The organism is Brevundimonas sp. M20, from assembly GCF_006547065.1.
GTDB lineage: Bacteria > Pseudomonadota > Alphaproteobacteria > Caulobacterales > Caulobacteraceae > Brevundimonas.
Window position 1 is genome coordinate 3170452 of sequence record NZ_CP041243.1, and the last position, 14641, is coordinate 3185092.

A 14641-nucleotide genomic window follows, 5' to 3' on the forward strand; every position below is an offset into this window, starting at 1 on the left:
CTTGGGGTATATGCCCGGCGCTCAAACAGCGAGCGACCGCGTCGCGAGCGGCAGCGTCCAAGAAGTCCCGCGATGAAGTTTCTCGACCAGGCCAAGATCTATATCCGCAGCGGCAACGGCGGCGGCGGAGCTGTCTCGTTCCGGCGCGAGAAATTCATCCCCAACGGCGGGCCGGACGGTGGTGACGGCGGTCATGGCGGGAACGTCTGGATCACGGCCGTCGATGGCCTGAACACCCTGATCGACTATCGCTATCAGCAACATTTCAAGGCCCAGACCGGCCATCACGGCCAAGGCCGCCAGATGCATGGCGGCAAGGGCGAGGACATCGTCCTGCGCGTTCCCGTCGGCACCCAGGTGCTGGACGAGGACAAGGAGACCGTCCTGCTGGATATGGATCGCGCCGGCATGACCGAGATGCTGCTGAAGGGCGGTAACGGCGGCTGGGGCAACACCCGGTTCAAGGGCCCGCAGAATCAGGCCCCCACCTACGCCAATCCCGGTCAGGAAGGTCAGGAGCGCTGGATCTGGCTGCGCCTGAAGCTGATCGCCGACATCGGCCTGGCGGGCCTGCCGAACGCGGGCAAGTCGACTTTCCTGTCGGCGGCCTCGGCGGCCAAGCCGAAGATCGCCGACTATCCCTTCACGACCCTGGCGCCCAATCTCGGCATGGTGGACCTGAGCCCGACCGAACGGTTCGTCATCGCCGACATTCCCGGGCTGATCGAAGGCGCATCGGAAGGCGCGGGCCTCGGCACGCGCTTCCTCGGGCACGTCGAGCGCTCCGCCTCGCTGATCCATCTGATCGACGGAACGCAGGAGGATGTGGTCGAGGCGTGGCGCATCATTCGCGGCGAACTGGACGCTTATGGCGAGGGGCTGGCGGACAAGACCGAGCTGCTGGCGTTGAACAAGATCGACGCCTTGTCGGAAGAAGAACGCGAAGAGAAGGCCGCCGCCCTGAAGGAAGCCTCGGGCAAGACGCCTTATCTGGTGTCGGGCGTGTCGGGCGAGGGTGTGAAGGAACTGCTTCGGGCCGCCTGGAACGAGGTCCGCAAGACGCGGGGCGAACTGACGCGCGTGGATGCGGAAGACGAAGGCGTCATCGAAACGCCCGGCGGCTGGCAGCCATAGTCTTTCTGCCTTGATCCTGCCCTGAAACTTGGCTGTTCTGCGTTCGACGGGAGGGCTGCCGATGCTTCAACGCACCATGGTGACAGCTGCCGTGGCAGCAGTGTCGATCCTGATGGCGGGATTCCAGACCGCGCCGGCGCCGCCGCAGTTGAGTCCGGCGCTCGCGGTGCTGGCCGAGGACGCGAGTGCGGCGCAGGGCTTCGACTACATGGCCCTGAAAGCCGAAGGCGTGGACCTAAAGGCGATGTCCGACGCGGTCTATCGGCGCGCGGTGGTGGCGGGTTCCGACCCCCGCTGTCTGACCGAGGCGGAAGCCGAACTTCAGGAAAATCTGGCTGCGGCGGCGGAGGCGACGGATCGCGCGGCCTTTGATGACGACCGGGCGGCCGCGGCGGAGGCCTGGGCGAAATGGAACCTGTTCTCCGAGGGCCTGGAGCATGGCCAGATCGCCACCGAGCCGCCGTTCAAATGGGTCTCGGACCGCTATGCAGAGATCTCCGAAGAGACCAATCCTCGCTCCGTTGAGTTGCTGCGCCGGACGGCGAAAGATCAGATGTACCGCCATAGCTGGACCGGTGGCGAGCAGGTGTGGGGACCGTTGAACCCCGGTGCACGGAGCCGGGTCCTCGCGAGGTTGATGCGAGCGACCTGTGTGGTGGATCGGGACAATACCGAATGGTTGAAGGCCGACGTCGCGGCCAACGGCTGGTTCACGATTTCAGCGAGCGGCGCGCGGGCGTCGAGCTCCGCATGGTTGATGGCCCAGCACGCCGACCGTGACCGGGATTTCCAGCGGCATGTGCTCAGCTTGATGGAGCCTCTGGTCTCGACCGGGGAGGTCTCGAAGGCCAACTACGCCTATCTGTGGGACCGGATCGCCGTGTCCGAGCGACGACCCCAGCGCTACGGCACACAGGGACGCTGCGTGGCGCGGAACCGGTGGGAGCCGAACGACCTTGAAGACCCGGCGGGCGTCGAGGCCCTGCGCGAGGTCGCCGAGATCGGGTCGCTGGCGGAGTATCAGGCCCATATGCACCAGTACTGTGCGGATTTCGCAGGGTGAAGGAACAGACTCCGGCGCCGTCGTTTCCCTTCCCGAAAGGGAGACCGACATGGCTGATCCGAAACAGAGCGAGGGCCGCAGGGCCAACGGCGCCATGCCGGGCGGCAAGCCTGACCAGACGACCTCTGACGCCGAGGTGAAGCGCACCGGCGAGGCGTCACGTCGCAAGGCTGGTCCTGACGGACCGGACGCCACCGAGATCGGCGACACCTTCAAACGGTCTCCACACTGATGAAGCGCGACAGAGCCTTTTCGACGTGTTAGGGCGCGGGTGAGCATAAGTCGCGCGAGCCCGCCTTGTCCTTCTTCCACGCCGGTCCCGCGCCGCAAAAACCCGGTCCCCGCCCGGGCGCGCTCCGCGACGGTCTGGACCTGACCCCCGGGATGGCCGTCGGCCTGTTCGGCGGCTCCTTCAATCCTGCCCACGACGGACACGCCCACGTCGCCGAGACCGCCCTGCGCCGTCTGGGACTGGACCGGGTGGTCTGGCTGGTCTCGCCGCAAAACCCTTTAAAAGACGCGCGCGACAGCGCGCCTCTGGCCGACCGGATGACCTCCGCCGCCGAGGCCGCGAAACTGGCGGCCAGCGGACCGTCGATGATCATTTCGGATGTCGAGACCCGCATGGGCACCCAGTGGACCGTCGATACCCTGCGCGCGCTGGTCGCGCGGCATCCGGGCGTGCGGTTCGTGTGGTTGATGGGATCGGACAATCTGGCGAGCTTCCACAAATGGCGCGGCTGGACCGACATCATGCGCCTGATGCCCATGGCGGTGATCTCCCGGCCGGGTTCCCTGCTGGACAGCCGGACCGCCCCCGCCGCATCTCGTTTCGCGGGCGCGCGGGTCGCTGCGGAGAAGGCCCGCCTCCTGCCTGATCTGGAGGCTCCGGCCTGGACCTATCTGACGGCGCCGCTCAATCCGCGGTCGTCCACGGCCCTGCGCGCGGCGGCGAAAGGCCGGGGCGGGTGACGCCCGGCGGGGTTTGTGCTAGACTGCCGCTTTAGTAACTACCCCCGGAGCCCTCCGCTGACCCCCTCTACCGCGTATGACGCGCACGACGACGCCGTTTCCAACACGGCGCATGAGATGGACGAGATCGAACCCGTCCACTCCGAAGATGGTCACGAGGCGCCCCTTCCCGTCGGCCTGACCGAGCTCGAGAACGCCATTGTGGCCAAGCTTGACGAGGACAAGGCGCAGGACATCGTGCTGATCGACCTGCGCGGCAAAAGCCCCATGTCGGACGCGATGATCGTGGCCTCGGGCCGTTCGCACCGCCACGTCGGTGCGCTGGCGGACCATCTGCAGCGCCTGATGAAGGAAATGGGTCTGGGCCGGGTCAAGGTCTCGGGCCTGCCGCACTGCGACTGGGTTCTGCTGGATGCAGGCGACGTGATCGTCCACCTGTTCCGCCCCGAAGTGCGTACCTTCTACAACATCGAGAAGATCTGGTCGGTCGACAGCGGCCACCGCACCGACAGCCGCGTCTGATCGGTCGAATACTTCATGAAGCTGGGCGTCATCGCGATCGGCAAGCCGGGGCGCGGCCCTGAAGCCATGCTGGCGGATGACTACGCCCAGCGCGCGACCCTGGCGGGGCGGGCGCTGGGGCTTGGCCCGCTGGAGCTGATCGACCTTGAGCCCCGCAAGCCCGGCAAGGCGCCGGAGGCTGAACTGATCCTCAAGGCCGCCGAGGGCGCATGCCTGATCGCCTGTGACGAGCGGGGCAAGACCTACTCCAGCCGCGCCTTCGCCGATCATATCGCCATGCTGCGAGACCGTGGCGAACGACGGCTGGTCTTCGCCATCGGCGGGGCGGACGGGCTGGACGCCAGCGTGCGCGCGGCCGCGAGTTCGACCCTTGCGTTCGGCCCCCAGACCTGGCCGCACGCATTAGCGCGGGCCATGCTGGCGGAACAGCTGTATCGGGCCGTGACCATTCTGGCCGGCTCGCCCTATCATCGGGACTAGGCGAAATCGGCCCGGATGCTTCGCATCCGGGCTCAGATTTCGCTCAAGTTTAATCCGGACCATTTTTTGGATTCGGATTGGGATTCAATCCGAAGCAAAAATGATCTGATGCGTCCCGTCCTTCCTATCCTGCTGGCGAGCCTGATCGCCCTGCCCGTCGCCGCCGCGGCCCCGCAGGAGCAGGGCGAGGTCGCGCGCCTGCAGACTGAGTATCGGGATGAATTGGCGCGGGCGCGCCGCCTGCGGGCCGAGGCCGAGGAAGCGGCGGCCGAGATCGCCGGGCTGGAGCGCGAACTGTCACGCCTGACCGCCGCCGTGAACGCCGACGATCAATTGATCAGCGCCCAGCGGACGCGGTTGCGTGAACTGGGTCAGCGGGAGGCCGCTCTGGTGGCGAAGCTGTCGGCGGCGCGCGGACGACAGGCCCGGCTGCTGTCGGCGCTTCAGATGATGAGCCGCAAGCCGCCGCCCCCTCTGCTGGTCCCGGCGGACGAAGCCGTCGACGCCGTTCGCGCCTCCATCCTGATGCGCGCCATCGCGCCGGAACTGCGGGCGCGGACACAGGCTCTGATGGACGAACAGTCGGAACTGACCCGGGTCCGACGGCTGGCCGCGCTGAACAGCGAGCAACTGTTCACGACCGAGAGCCAGCGCGGCGACCGCCGGGCCGAGATTGAGACGCTGAGCGCACGCAAGGCCGCGCTGCGGGCTGTACTGCGTGCGGAAGCGACCCAGGCCGAACGCTCAGGTCGGGCGCTGGAAGCCCGACTGAACACCCTCGGAGCCACCGTTCCGACCATCGACGCGGACGCGCCCGCGACGGTGGCGCGCTTGCCCGCGGGTCGAAACCGTCTGACCGCGCCCGTCGACGGCGCGCCCTCGATCAGGTTCGGCCCGGGCGCGGCAGGATGGCGCTGGCGAGCGGACAGACAGGAGGCGCGCGCTCCGGCTGCGGGTCGGGTGGTCTTCGCGGGACCGCTGTCAGGATGGGGCGAGGTGGTTATCGTCGATCTGGGCCCCGGCTGGCGCGCGGTGATCGCAGGCATGGAGGAGCTTTCGGTCACGACCGGCGCCCGCGTCGCGGACGGGCAGGCCCTGGGCCGAACCGGCGCCGACGGCGAGGTCTGGTTCCAGTTGCGTCGCGACGAACGCGCCATCGACCCGGCGCCCTGGCTGGATTGAGCGCGCCTTCTCCGCGAATCCGCTTTCCAACCGACGATGACGCTGATTTTATCCACCGTGCCCGGACAGGCCACGATTTGGTCGCGCGCCGGTATGTTACTGCCGCCCACAAGGTCGCCTCCCCGGCCCGCTGAAGAAGAAGACGAATGCGTAAGCTGCTGATGATCGGCGCCGCCGCCGCCACCGTGATCGGCCTGGGGGCCGCCACCGCCGCAGGGCAGACGCCGCGCAACGAGGCCTTCCGCATGATCGGCCTCTTCGGCGACGTGCTGGGCATCGTTGAGCAGGCCTATGTGGTGCCGGTCGATGACAAGAAGCTGATCGAAGCCGCCCTTCAGGGGATGATGGGCGCGCTGGACCCGCATTCCAACTACCTGCCGCCGGACGGCTATGGCGAACTGCGGGAGCGTACCGAGGGCCAGTACTCCGGCGTCGGCCTGACCATTTCGTCGGAAGGCGGGCTGGTGAAGATCATTTCGCCGATGGACGGCGGCCCGGCGGCGCGCGCGGGCGTTAACGCCGGCGACGTCATCTCGGCCATCGACGGCCAGAGCGCTTCGGGCCTGACGGTGAGCCAGGTGTCCGACAAGCTGCGCGGCGCGGTCGGCACTTCGGTCAAGGTCACCTTCCTGCGCGACGGCGAGGAGCCCCGCGAGGTCACCCTGACCCGGGAGATCATCCGCATCGATTCCGTCACCGGACGGGTCGAGGGCGAGTTCGGCTATCTGCGTATCTCGACGTTCAACGAGAACACCGGCCGCGAACTGACCGACACCATCAACCGCCTGAAGCGCGAGAACCCGGCCATCAAGGGCTATGTTCTGGACCTGCGGAATAACGGCGGCGGCCTGCTGGACGCGGCCATCGCGGTGTCCGACGCCTTCCTGGAGCGCGGTGAGATCGTCAGCCAACGTGGTCGCAAGCCGGATCAGATCCAGCGCTACGCCGCGCGCCCGGGCGACCTGACGGGCGGCCTGCCGCTGGTGGTGCTGATCAACTATGGGTCGGCTTCGGCGTCGGAGATCGTGGCGGGGGCCCTGAAGGACCACCAGCGCGCTACCGTTGTCGGCCTGACCAGCTTCGGCAAGGGTTCGGTGCAGACGGTCATCCCGCTGCGCAACGGCGCGGACGGCGCCCTGTCGATCACCACGGCGCGCTACTTCACGCCGTCGGGCGCCTCCATCCAGAAGATAGGCATCGAGCCCGATCTGGAAGTCGCCCGCTCGGAAGCCGAGGCCCGGATCGTGTCGCGGTCCAGTTTCATCTACTCCGAAGCCGCCTACGCCACGGCGCTGGACGCCTCCATCGGCGCCGAGCGCAAGGGCGCCCACGTGCCGCACGAGGCGCCGGGCGAGTCCTACGACAAGGACAAGGACTACCAGCTGGAGCGCGCCTTCGACGTGCTGCGCGCCGGTGGCGTCCTGACCCGACTGGCGGCGGCTCCGGAAGGGATCGTCATCTCGGCCCCCGGCACGGTTCTGGCCGATAACGGATCGAGGGAAACCCCGGCGCAATAAGCGTTTGCATGGCTAACGCGCCGTTAGGATTTCTTAACCGGCGCCCGGCAATGTGAGCCTCGAAGGGGTCCGCGTGGGCCCCACCCTCGAGCGCGCTCATTGTCCATGTTCGCCAAGCGTCAGTCCGCCCTCGCCGCCACCGCCGGAGCCCCGCCGGTGAAGGTCCCCTTGCGTGATCGCCTTGCACCGGTCGGCCGCATTCTGAAGAAGCCGCCGATCGCCGTGGCCGGCGCCGGCCTGCTGCTGATGGGCGCCGCGGCCCTGTTCATCACTGTGTTGGGCGATCCTCGCGCAGGCGCGCCGTCAGCCCGCGCCACCCTGCACCGCCAACCTGAAGCGCCCGCCGCCGCACCCTCGGGCATGGAAGCCTTCTCCATGGGGGCCTATCAGGACCTGACCGGCAACGGAACGCTGGACCCGGCCCTGATGGGTCAGGCCGTGATCACCCTGCCGGACGGCGCCACGGTTTCGGGCGACGGCGCCCCTGTGACGGCTCCGCGCATCCCGGCCCAGCCCCTGACACCGGCCCCCATCGCCGCCCTGCATCAGCCGGGCCCGGACGGTCAGCTGCCGCGCATCGCGCCGGATGGCCGCGTTCCCGCCCAAGCCTACGCCCGCCCCTTCCGCTCGAACGGCAAACCCCGCGTGTCGGTGATCGTCGGCGGTCTGGGCCTGAACGCCGTGACCACCCGCGCCGCCATCGAACGCCTGCCCCCGGAAGTGACCCTGAGCTTCGTCCCCTACGCCGAAGGGCTGCAGGGCTGGATCGACGCCGCCCGCGCTCAGGGGCACGAGGTCATGATCGAGATGCCGATGGAGCCCACCGGCTACCCGGCCAATGATCCCGGCCCCTACACCCTGCTGTCATCGGCGGACGACGCGGAGATCACCGCCCGGATGAACTGGCTGCTGAGCCGGGCCACAGGCTATTTCGCGGTGACCAACTATCTGGGCGACCGCTTCGCCACCTCGGATCAGGGCATGAACACCTTCCTTGGCCTGCTGCGGTCGCGCGGTATCGCCTTCATAGATGACGGCTCCATGAGCCGTAAGCCGGGCGCCTGGGCCCGCGCCAGCGCCAATCGTGTCATCGACGAGGAACAATCCCCCGCCGCCATCGTCGGCCAGTTGAACGCGCTGGAAGCCCTCGCCAAGGCGCGTGGCTCAGCCATAGGCTCGGGCTTCAGCTATCCGGTCACGGTCGAGGCGGTGGCCCGCTGGACCGCCGGTCTGGATGCTCGCGGCCTGCAACTGGCCCCCGCCAGCGCGATGGCGTCACGGCCGGGGCGTTGAGGCGCAGGAATTCGGGCTTAGGAATTAGGAATTAGCGGCGCAGACGGGCGACCTGATACCGTCCTCCCTAATTCCCAATTCCCAATTCCTAAGCCCCAAGCCCTCCTCCCATGACCGACCTGTCCCAGTACCGTCCCAACGTCGGCGTCGTGCTGTTCCATCCGGACGGGCGCGTCTGGTACGGGCGGCGCGCCGGAACGCCGGGGCCGCATAATTGGCAGTTCCCGCAAGGCGGCGTGGATGAAGGCGAGGACTATCTGACCGCCGCCCGCCGCGAGCTGGCCGAGGAGACGGGCGTCTCTTCCGCCGAGCTGATCGGCGAAATCAGCCAATGGATCGCCTACGACTTCCCCGAAGGCTATGGCGGGAGCAAGCAGGCCCGCGGCTGGAAGGGCCAGAAGCAGAAATGGTTCGCCTTCCGCTTCACCGGCGCGGAGTCCGAGATCGATCTCGAACAGCACGAGGAGATCGAGTTCGACGCCTGGCGCTGGGGCCGTCTGGACGAGGCCCCTGACCTGATCGTGCCGTTCAAGCGCGAGGCCTATCAAGCGGTGGTGTCGACGTTCAGCGCGCTGCTGATCTGACTGCCGAACGGAAGATCGCTGGCCCCCGGACGTGATGACGGGCCAGGTTGATCAAGCGGCCACACATCCCTGCCGGATGATCCGCTTTGTCGACGGCGGATATTTCGCCAACCTACCCGCCGGACGTATCGGGCGAGGCGTGAAGCCACCGCCGCAGTTGGGGCAAACATCCTTCAGCACGCCCTCCACGCAGTCAGCGCAGAAGGTGCATTCAAAGGTGCAGATACGGGCGTCCGCGCTCTCGGGCGGCAGGTCGCGGTCACAGCATTCGCAGTTCGGGCGCAGTTCGAGCATCAGGGCCTCCCTGCGGAGACCCTGACACCCGCTCTGGCTCACCGCAACGTCAGTGCGCGCCACCACCCGGGGCCAGACGGAACAGCACCAGTCCCGACACCACCAGAACCGCTGCCAGAATGCGCAGCGGGTTGATCTCCTCGCCCAACAGGACGACGCCGACGATGAAGGCTCCCACCGCACCGATGCCGGTCCACATGACGTAGGCCGTGCCCATGGGCAGGGTCTTCATCGAGAAAGACAGCAGGGCGAAGCTGACGCCCATGAAGCCGAGCGTGGCGACGCTGGGCCACAGGCGGGTGAAGCCGTGGGACTGTTTCATGAAGTAGGCCCAGACGATCTCGAGAACGCCGGCGATGAGAAGTGAAATCCAGGCCATCGGAATACGGCCCTCCTTGCAAAGGGCCGGGCCGTCCCGGACTTGGTCCACACCCGAAGGCGCGGAGCGAGGACGTGGCCTCGTCTTGCAGGGCTATCTAGGGCGCCCTGCCCGGGGGTCAAGGGATGGCATGCACAACCAATCACCGCGCGCCGGCCAAAGAAAACCCCGGCCAGCAAGGCTGACCGGGGCTTTTCATATGCGATACGTCAGCCTCAGGCCGAGGCCACTTCCGCGGCCTGTTCGGCCAGGATGGTGAGGCCGGCAGGGGTCACGTCGGCGAAGCCGCCGTGAACCTCGAACTGACGACGGTTCGAACCGTCGATGATGGTCACCACGCCTTCGCGCAGGGCCGTCATGAAGGGCGCGTGATGGGCCAGGACGCCGAAGTCGCCCTCGACGCCCGGCGCGTCAACCTGGTCCACGAGGCCCGAGAAGACCTCGCGTTCCGGCGAGACGAGGGAGAAGTTCAGCTTGTCGGCCATATCGATCAGGCTTCCGAAGCCATCTTCTCGGCCTTGGCGACGGCCTCCTCGATCGGGCCGACCATGTAGAAGGCGGCTTCCGGGAGGTGGTCGTATTCACCGGCCACGATGCCCTTGAACGAGCGGATGGTGTCTTCCAGCGAGACGAACTTGCCCGGCGAGTTGGTGAACTGCTCGGCGACGAAGAACGGCTGCGACAGGAAGCGCGAGATCTTCCGGGCGCGCGAGACGATCAGCTTGTCCTCTTCCGACAGCTCGTCCATGCCCAGGATGGCGATGATGTCCTTCAGGGCCTTGTACTGCTGCAGCACTTCCTGGACCGAACGGGCGACGCGGTAGTGCTCCTCACCGATGACCAGCGGGTCCATGATCCGCGAGGTCGAGTCCAGCGGGTCCACGGCCGGGAAGATGGCCTGGGCGGCGATGTCACGCGACAGAACGGTCTTGGCGTCCAGGTGGGCGAACGAAGCGGCCGGGGCCGGGTCGGTCAGGTCGTCGGCCGGGACGTAGATGGCCTGGATCGACGTGATCGAGCCCTTCTTGGTCGAGGTGATGCGCTCCTGCAGGTTGCCCATCTCGGTCGCCAGGGTCGGCTGATAGCCCACCGCCGACGGGATACGGCCCAGCAGAGCCGACATTTCCGAACCGGCCTGCGTGAAGCGGAAGATGTTGTCGACGAACAGCAGCACGTCCTTCCCTTCCTCGTCGCGGAAGTACTCGGCCTGGGCCAGGCCGGTCAGGGCGACGCGGGCGCGGGCGCCGGGCGGCTCGTTCATCTGGCCGTAAACGAGGGCGCATTTGGAGCCTTCGGTCGAGCCGTTGTTCTTGGTCGGGTCCACGTTCACGTTGGACTCGATCATCTCGTGATACAGGTCGTTGCCTTCGCGAGTGCGTTCACCCACGCCGGCCAGAACCGAGTAACCGCCGTAAGCCTTGGCGATGTTGTTGATCAGTTCCTGCATGGTCACGGTCTTGCCGACGCCGGCGCCGCCGAACAGGCCGGTCTTGCCGCCCTTGGTGTAGGGGCACATCAGGTCGATGACCTTGATGCCCGTGACCAGGATTTCCGACGAGGTCGACTGCTCTTCGAACGAAGGCGCCTCGCGGTGAATCGGGCGGTACATGTCGGTCTTGATCGGGCCCTGCTCGTCGATCGGCTGGCCGACGACGTTCATGATGCGGCCAAGGGTGCCCGGACCGACCGGCGCCATGATCGACGTGCTGGTGTCAGTGACCGGCTGACCGCGGGTCAGGCCTTCGGTGGTGTCCATGGCGATGGTGCGGACCATGTTCTCGCCGAGGTGCTGGGCGACTTCCAGAACCAGGGTGAAGGGTTCGCCCGTCTTCTGGTCAGTGTTCTGCGTGTGCAGGGCGTTCAGGATCGCCGGCAGCTGGCCGTCGAACTCAACGTCGACGACGGCGCCGATGACCTGGGCGATGCGACCCGCGCCGGCGGCTGCGACAGCCTTCGGAGCGGCGGGCTTCTTCGCCACAGCCGGCGCCTTCGGGGCGGCGGGCTTCTTGGCGGCGGGTTTCTTCGGGGCGGCGGTGTCGGTCATCGGTTCGTTCCGTTCGGAAGGTCTTGTCTGTGCGGGGTCGGGATCAGAGCGCTTCAGCGCCGGCGATGATCTCGATCAGTTCGGTGGTGATCTGGGCCTGGCGCTTGCGGTTGTACTGCAGGGTCAGGCTGTTGATCAGGTCACCGGCGTTGCGGGTGGCGTTGTCCATGGCGCCCATCTGGGCCCCGAAGAAGCTGGCCTGGTTCTCGTAGAGGGCGGCCAGCACCTGGGTCGTGATGTTGCGCGGCAGGAGCGTCTCGAGGATTTCCTCCTCCGAGGGCTCGTATTCATAGACGGCGCCGTTCAGATCGATCGGGGCGGCGTCGCCGTCCACCACGGCCGGGATCAGCTGGCGCGGGGTCGGAACCTGCGAGATCACCGACTGGAAGCGGCTGTAGAACAGGGTCACGACGTCGGCGTGGCCGGCTTCGAACTCTTCCGCGATCAGGGCGGCGATCGGTTCGGCCGCAGCCATGCCGATGACCTTGTGTTCGCTCAGCTCGAAGGTGCGGATCAGCTTGTCGCCGTACAGGCGGGTCAAGCCGTCACGAACCTTGCGGCCCACGGCGACGATGCGGACATCCTTGCCGTTGGCGATCAGGCTGTTGATCCGCTCACGCGCGGCGCGGATGACGTTCGAGTTGAAGCCGCCCGCCAGACCCTTGTCGCCGGTTGCGACGACGATCAGGTGCTTCTGATCCGCGCTCGTGCCGGCCAGCAACTTGGGCGCACTGTCGCCCGAGACGCCGGCGGCCAGGTTGGCGATGACCGCGGCCATCTTCTTCGCATAGGGACGGGCGCTTTCGGCCTGATCCTGGGCGCGCTTCAGCTTGGCCGCGGCGACCATGTTCAGGGCTTTCGTGATCTTCTGCGTGGACTTCACGCTGTCGATCCGATTGCGCATTTCCTTGAGGCTGGCCATCGGGCGCTACTCTTTCAGCTTCCGGGGGTCAGACTTAGGCGAAGGTCTTGGTGAAGGCTTCCAGAACGCCCTTCAGCTCAGCTTCGAGCTCGGCGGTCAGGTCCTTCTTGGTGCGGATGCCTTCCAGCAGGCCCGGGTTCGACGACTTGATACGGGCCAGAAGTTCCGACTCGTAACGGCCGATGTCCGAGACGGCGATGCCGTCCAGGTAGCCGCGGGTGCCGGCGTAAACCGACACGACCTGCTCTTCCATGGTCAGCGGCGAATACTGCGGCTGCTTCAGCAGCTCGGTCAGGCGGGCGCCGCGGGCCAGCAGCTTCTGGGTCGAGGCGTCCAGGTCCGAGCCGAACTTCGCGAAGGCGGCCATTTCCCGGTACTGGGCCAGTTCGCCCTTGATGGTGCCGGCGACCTTCTTCATCGCCTTGGTCTGGGCCGACGACCCCACGCGCGACACCGAGATACCGACGTTCACGGCCGGACGGATGCCCTGGTAGAACAGGTCCGATTCCAGGAAGATCTGGCCGTCGGTGATCGAGATCACATTGGTCGGGATGTAGGCCGACACGTCGTTGGCCTGGGTTTCAATCAGCGGCAGGGCGGTCATCGAGCCCGAGCCGTAGTCGGCGTTCAGCTTGGCCGAACGTTCCAGCAGGCGCGAGTGCAGATAGAAGACGTCGCCCGGATAGGCTTCACGGCCCGGCGGGCGGCGCAGCAGCAGCGACATCTGGCGGTAGGCCACGGCCTGCTTCGACAGATCGTCATAGACGATGAGGGCGTGCATGCCGTTGTCGCGGAAGAATTCGCCCATGGCGGTGCCGGCGAACGGAGCCAGGAACTGCAGCGGGGCCGGTTCCGACGCGGTCGAGGCGACCACGATGGTGTATTCCAGAGCGCCCGACTCCTCGAGGGTCTTCACGATCTGGGCCACGGTCGAACGCTTTTGACCGATGGCGACATAGATGCAGTAAAGCTTGGCGGACTCGTCGTCCGTGGCGTTGACCGACTTCTGGTTCAGGATGGTGTCGATGGCGACGGCGGTCTTGCCGACCTGACGGTCACCGATGATCAGTTCGCGCTGACCACGGCCGACGGGGATCAGGGTGTCGATCGCCTTCAGGCCGGTCTGCATCGGCTCGTGCACCGACTTGCGCGGGATGATGCCTGGAGCCTTCACGTCCACGCGGCGGCGCTCGGTGGCGACGATCGGGCCCTTGCCGTCGATCGGCTCGCCCAGCGGGTTCACGACGCGACCCAGCAGACCCTTGCCGACCGGCACGTCCACGATTTCGCCGAGGCGACGGACTTCATCGCCTTCCGCGATGGCGGTGTCCGCGCCGAAGATCACGGCGCCGACGTTGTCGCGCTCGAGGTTCAGGGCCATGCCCTTCACGCCGGCCTTGGGGAACTCCAGCATTTCGCCGGCCTGAACATTGTCCAGACCGTGGATGCGGGCCACGCCGTCGCCGATCGACAGCACCTGACCGACGTCGGAAACGTCGGCTTCAACGCCGAAGTTGGCGATCTGCGACTTGAGGATGGCCGAGATTTCGGCGGCGCGGATGTCCATTTGGATCTCTCTGTCTTCGTCTCTTGGTGCGCGGTGAGGCGCCGTATTGGGTTAGGCGCGCTTCAGCGCAAACTTCATCTGGTCGAGCTTGGTCTTCAGCGAGGCGTCGAAGAGCTTCGAGCCCACCTTGACCTTCAGGCCGCCCAGGATCGCCGGGTCGACACGGGTCGTCAGTTCCGGATCCTTGCCCAGCGAAGCGCGGAGCGTGGTCTGGATGGTCTTGAGTTGCGCGACGGTCAGCGCCTGGGCCGACACGACCTCGGCGGCGACCAGACCGGTCTTCTTCGCGTACAGCGCCTCGAAGGCGGCGATCACGGCGGTCAGATCACGGGCGCGGCCGTTCTGGGCCAACAGGCCGAGGAAATTCGCGGTCACGCCGTTGAACTTCGCCTTGGCGGCGATGGCGACGAGACCCTTGACCTGATCCTCGGCGGCCAGCACCGGCGAGGTCGCCAGGCGGCGCAGGTCAGCGCTCTCAACCCAGGCGGCGCGCAGGGACTTCAGGTCCGCGCGCACGGCGTCCAGCGCGCCCTTTTCGTCTGCCAGGTCGAACAGCGCTTGTGCATAGCGCTCGCCGACTTCCGTCGTTCTGAAATCGTCAGCCACTTATAAGGTCCACGCGAGTTAGCGTTCGGGTCGTGGCCGACAGCGCGCCCGCGCCGACCAAAGGCTTGAAATGCTTTGAGAA

Annotated in this window: 17 protein-coding genes; 10 read left to right on the forward strand and 7 right to left on the reverse strand. The window is 66.8% G+C overall.

Annotation, left to right across the window (positions count from 1 at the left end):
* Positions 1-72 precede the first annotated feature (72 nt).
* From obgE to FKQ52_RS15700, 10 genes are all read left to right on the forward strand, one after another.
* On the forward strand, positions 73-1134 hold the full coding sequence (gene obgE, locus FKQ52_RS15655; protein WP_141628034.1) for a GTPase ObgE: 1062 nt from the start codon (positions 73-75) through the stop codon (positions 1132-1134).
* Between the two features lie 61 nt (positions 1135-1195).
* Entirely contained in the window at positions 1196-2197 is a 1002-nt protein-coding gene (locus FKQ52_RS15660) for a DUF6624 domain-containing protein (RefSeq protein WP_141628035.1), read from the forward strand.
* 49 nt (positions 2198-2246) lie between these two features.
* A complete protein-coding gene (locus tag FKQ52_RS15665; protein ID WP_141628036.1) occupies positions 2247-2429 on the forward strand; it encodes a hypothetical protein in 183 nt (60 codons plus the stop codon).
* 152 nt (positions 2430-2581) lie between these two features.
* Complete coding sequence (locus tag FKQ52_RS15670) at positions 2582-3169, forward strand: nicotinate-nucleotide adenylyltransferase (protein ID WP_370451065.1); 588 nt, start codon at positions 2582-2584, stop codon at positions 3167-3169.
* Positions 3170-3286: 117 nt separating this feature from the next.
* Positions 3287-3691: a ribosome silencing factor gene (rsfS, locus tag FKQ52_RS15675; protein WP_141628038.1), complete on the forward strand. Its 405-nt coding sequence runs from the start codon at positions 3287-3289 to the stop codon at positions 3689-3691.
* A gap of 15 nt (positions 3692-3706) precedes the next feature.
* Positions 3707-4171: a 23S rRNA (pseudouridine(1915)-N(3))-methyltransferase RlmH gene (gene rlmH, locus FKQ52_RS15680; RefSeq protein ID WP_141628039.1), complete on the forward strand. Its 465-nt coding sequence runs from the start codon at positions 3707-3709 to the stop codon at positions 4169-4171.
* A 108-nt stretch (positions 4172-4279) separates the two neighbouring features.
* Entirely contained in the window at positions 4280-5353 is a 1074-nt protein-coding gene (locus tag FKQ52_RS15685; RefSeq protein WP_141628040.1) for a murein hydrolase activator EnvC, read from the forward strand.
* Positions 5354-5499: 146 nt separating this feature from the next.
* On the forward strand, positions 5500-6870 hold the full coding sequence (locus tag FKQ52_RS15690) for a S41 family peptidase (RefSeq protein WP_141628041.1): 1371 nt from the start codon (positions 5500-5502) through the stop codon (positions 6868-6870).
* Between the two features lie 105 nt (positions 6871-6975).
* Positions 6976-8163, forward strand: a complete 1188-nt coding sequence (locus FKQ52_RS15695) for a divergent polysaccharide deacetylase family protein (protein ID WP_141628042.1) — start codon at positions 6976-6978, stop codon at positions 8161-8163.
* A 110-nt stretch (positions 8164-8273) separates the two neighbouring features.
* Entirely contained in the window at positions 8274-8747 is a 474-nt protein-coding gene (locus tag FKQ52_RS15700) for an RNA pyrophosphohydrolase (protein ID WP_141628043.1), read from the forward strand.
* Between the two features lie 51 nt (positions 8748-8798).
* Here FKQ52_RS15700 and FKQ52_RS15705 read toward each other — a convergent pair whose 3' ends face one another.
* The 7 genes from FKQ52_RS15705 to FKQ52_RS15735 form a co-directional block, all read right to left on the reverse strand.
* Positions 8799-9041, reverse strand: coding sequence for a DUF1272 domain-containing protein (locus tag FKQ52_RS15705; protein ID WP_141628044.1), 243 nt, complete (start codon positions 9039-9041; stop codon positions 8799-8801).
* Positions 9042-9090: 49 nt separating this feature from the next.
* Positions 9091-9471: a multidrug efflux SMR transporter gene (locus FKQ52_RS15710; protein ID WP_304580235.1), complete on the reverse strand. Its 381-nt coding sequence runs from the start codon at positions 9469-9471 to the stop codon at positions 9091-9093.
* A 164-nt stretch (positions 9472-9635) separates the two neighbouring features.
* The gene (locus tag FKQ52_RS15715; RefSeq protein WP_141628046.1) at positions 9636-9905 is read right to left on the reverse strand and encodes an ATP synthase F1 subunit epsilon; all 270 of its coding nucleotides are present in this window, start codon (positions 9903-9905) and stop codon (positions 9636-9638) included.
* Positions 9906-9910: 5 nt separating this feature from the next.
* Entirely contained in the window at positions 9911-11464 is a 1554-nt protein-coding gene (gene atpD / locus FKQ52_RS15720; protein WP_141628047.1) for a F0F1 ATP synthase subunit beta, read from the reverse strand.
* A 43-nt stretch (positions 11465-11507) separates the two neighbouring features.
* Positions 11508-12386 carry a F0F1 ATP synthase subunit gamma gene (locus FKQ52_RS15725; RefSeq protein WP_141628048.1) on the reverse strand — a complete coding sequence of 293 codons (879 nt, stop codon included), beginning with the start codon at positions 12384-12386 and terminating at the stop codon, positions 11508-11510.
* Between the two features lie 34 nt (positions 12387-12420).
* Positions 12421-13953 carry a F0F1 ATP synthase subunit alpha gene (atpA, locus tag FKQ52_RS15730; RefSeq protein ID WP_141628049.1) on the reverse strand — a complete coding sequence of 511 codons (1533 nt, stop codon included), beginning with the start codon at positions 13951-13953 and terminating at the stop codon, positions 12421-12423.
* Positions 13954-14004: 51 nt separating this feature from the next.
* Positions 14005-14559, reverse strand: coding sequence for a F0F1 ATP synthase subunit delta (locus tag FKQ52_RS15735; RefSeq protein ID WP_141628050.1), 555 nt, complete (start codon positions 14557-14559; stop codon positions 14005-14007).
* Between the last annotated feature and the right edge of the window lie 82 nt (positions 14560-14641).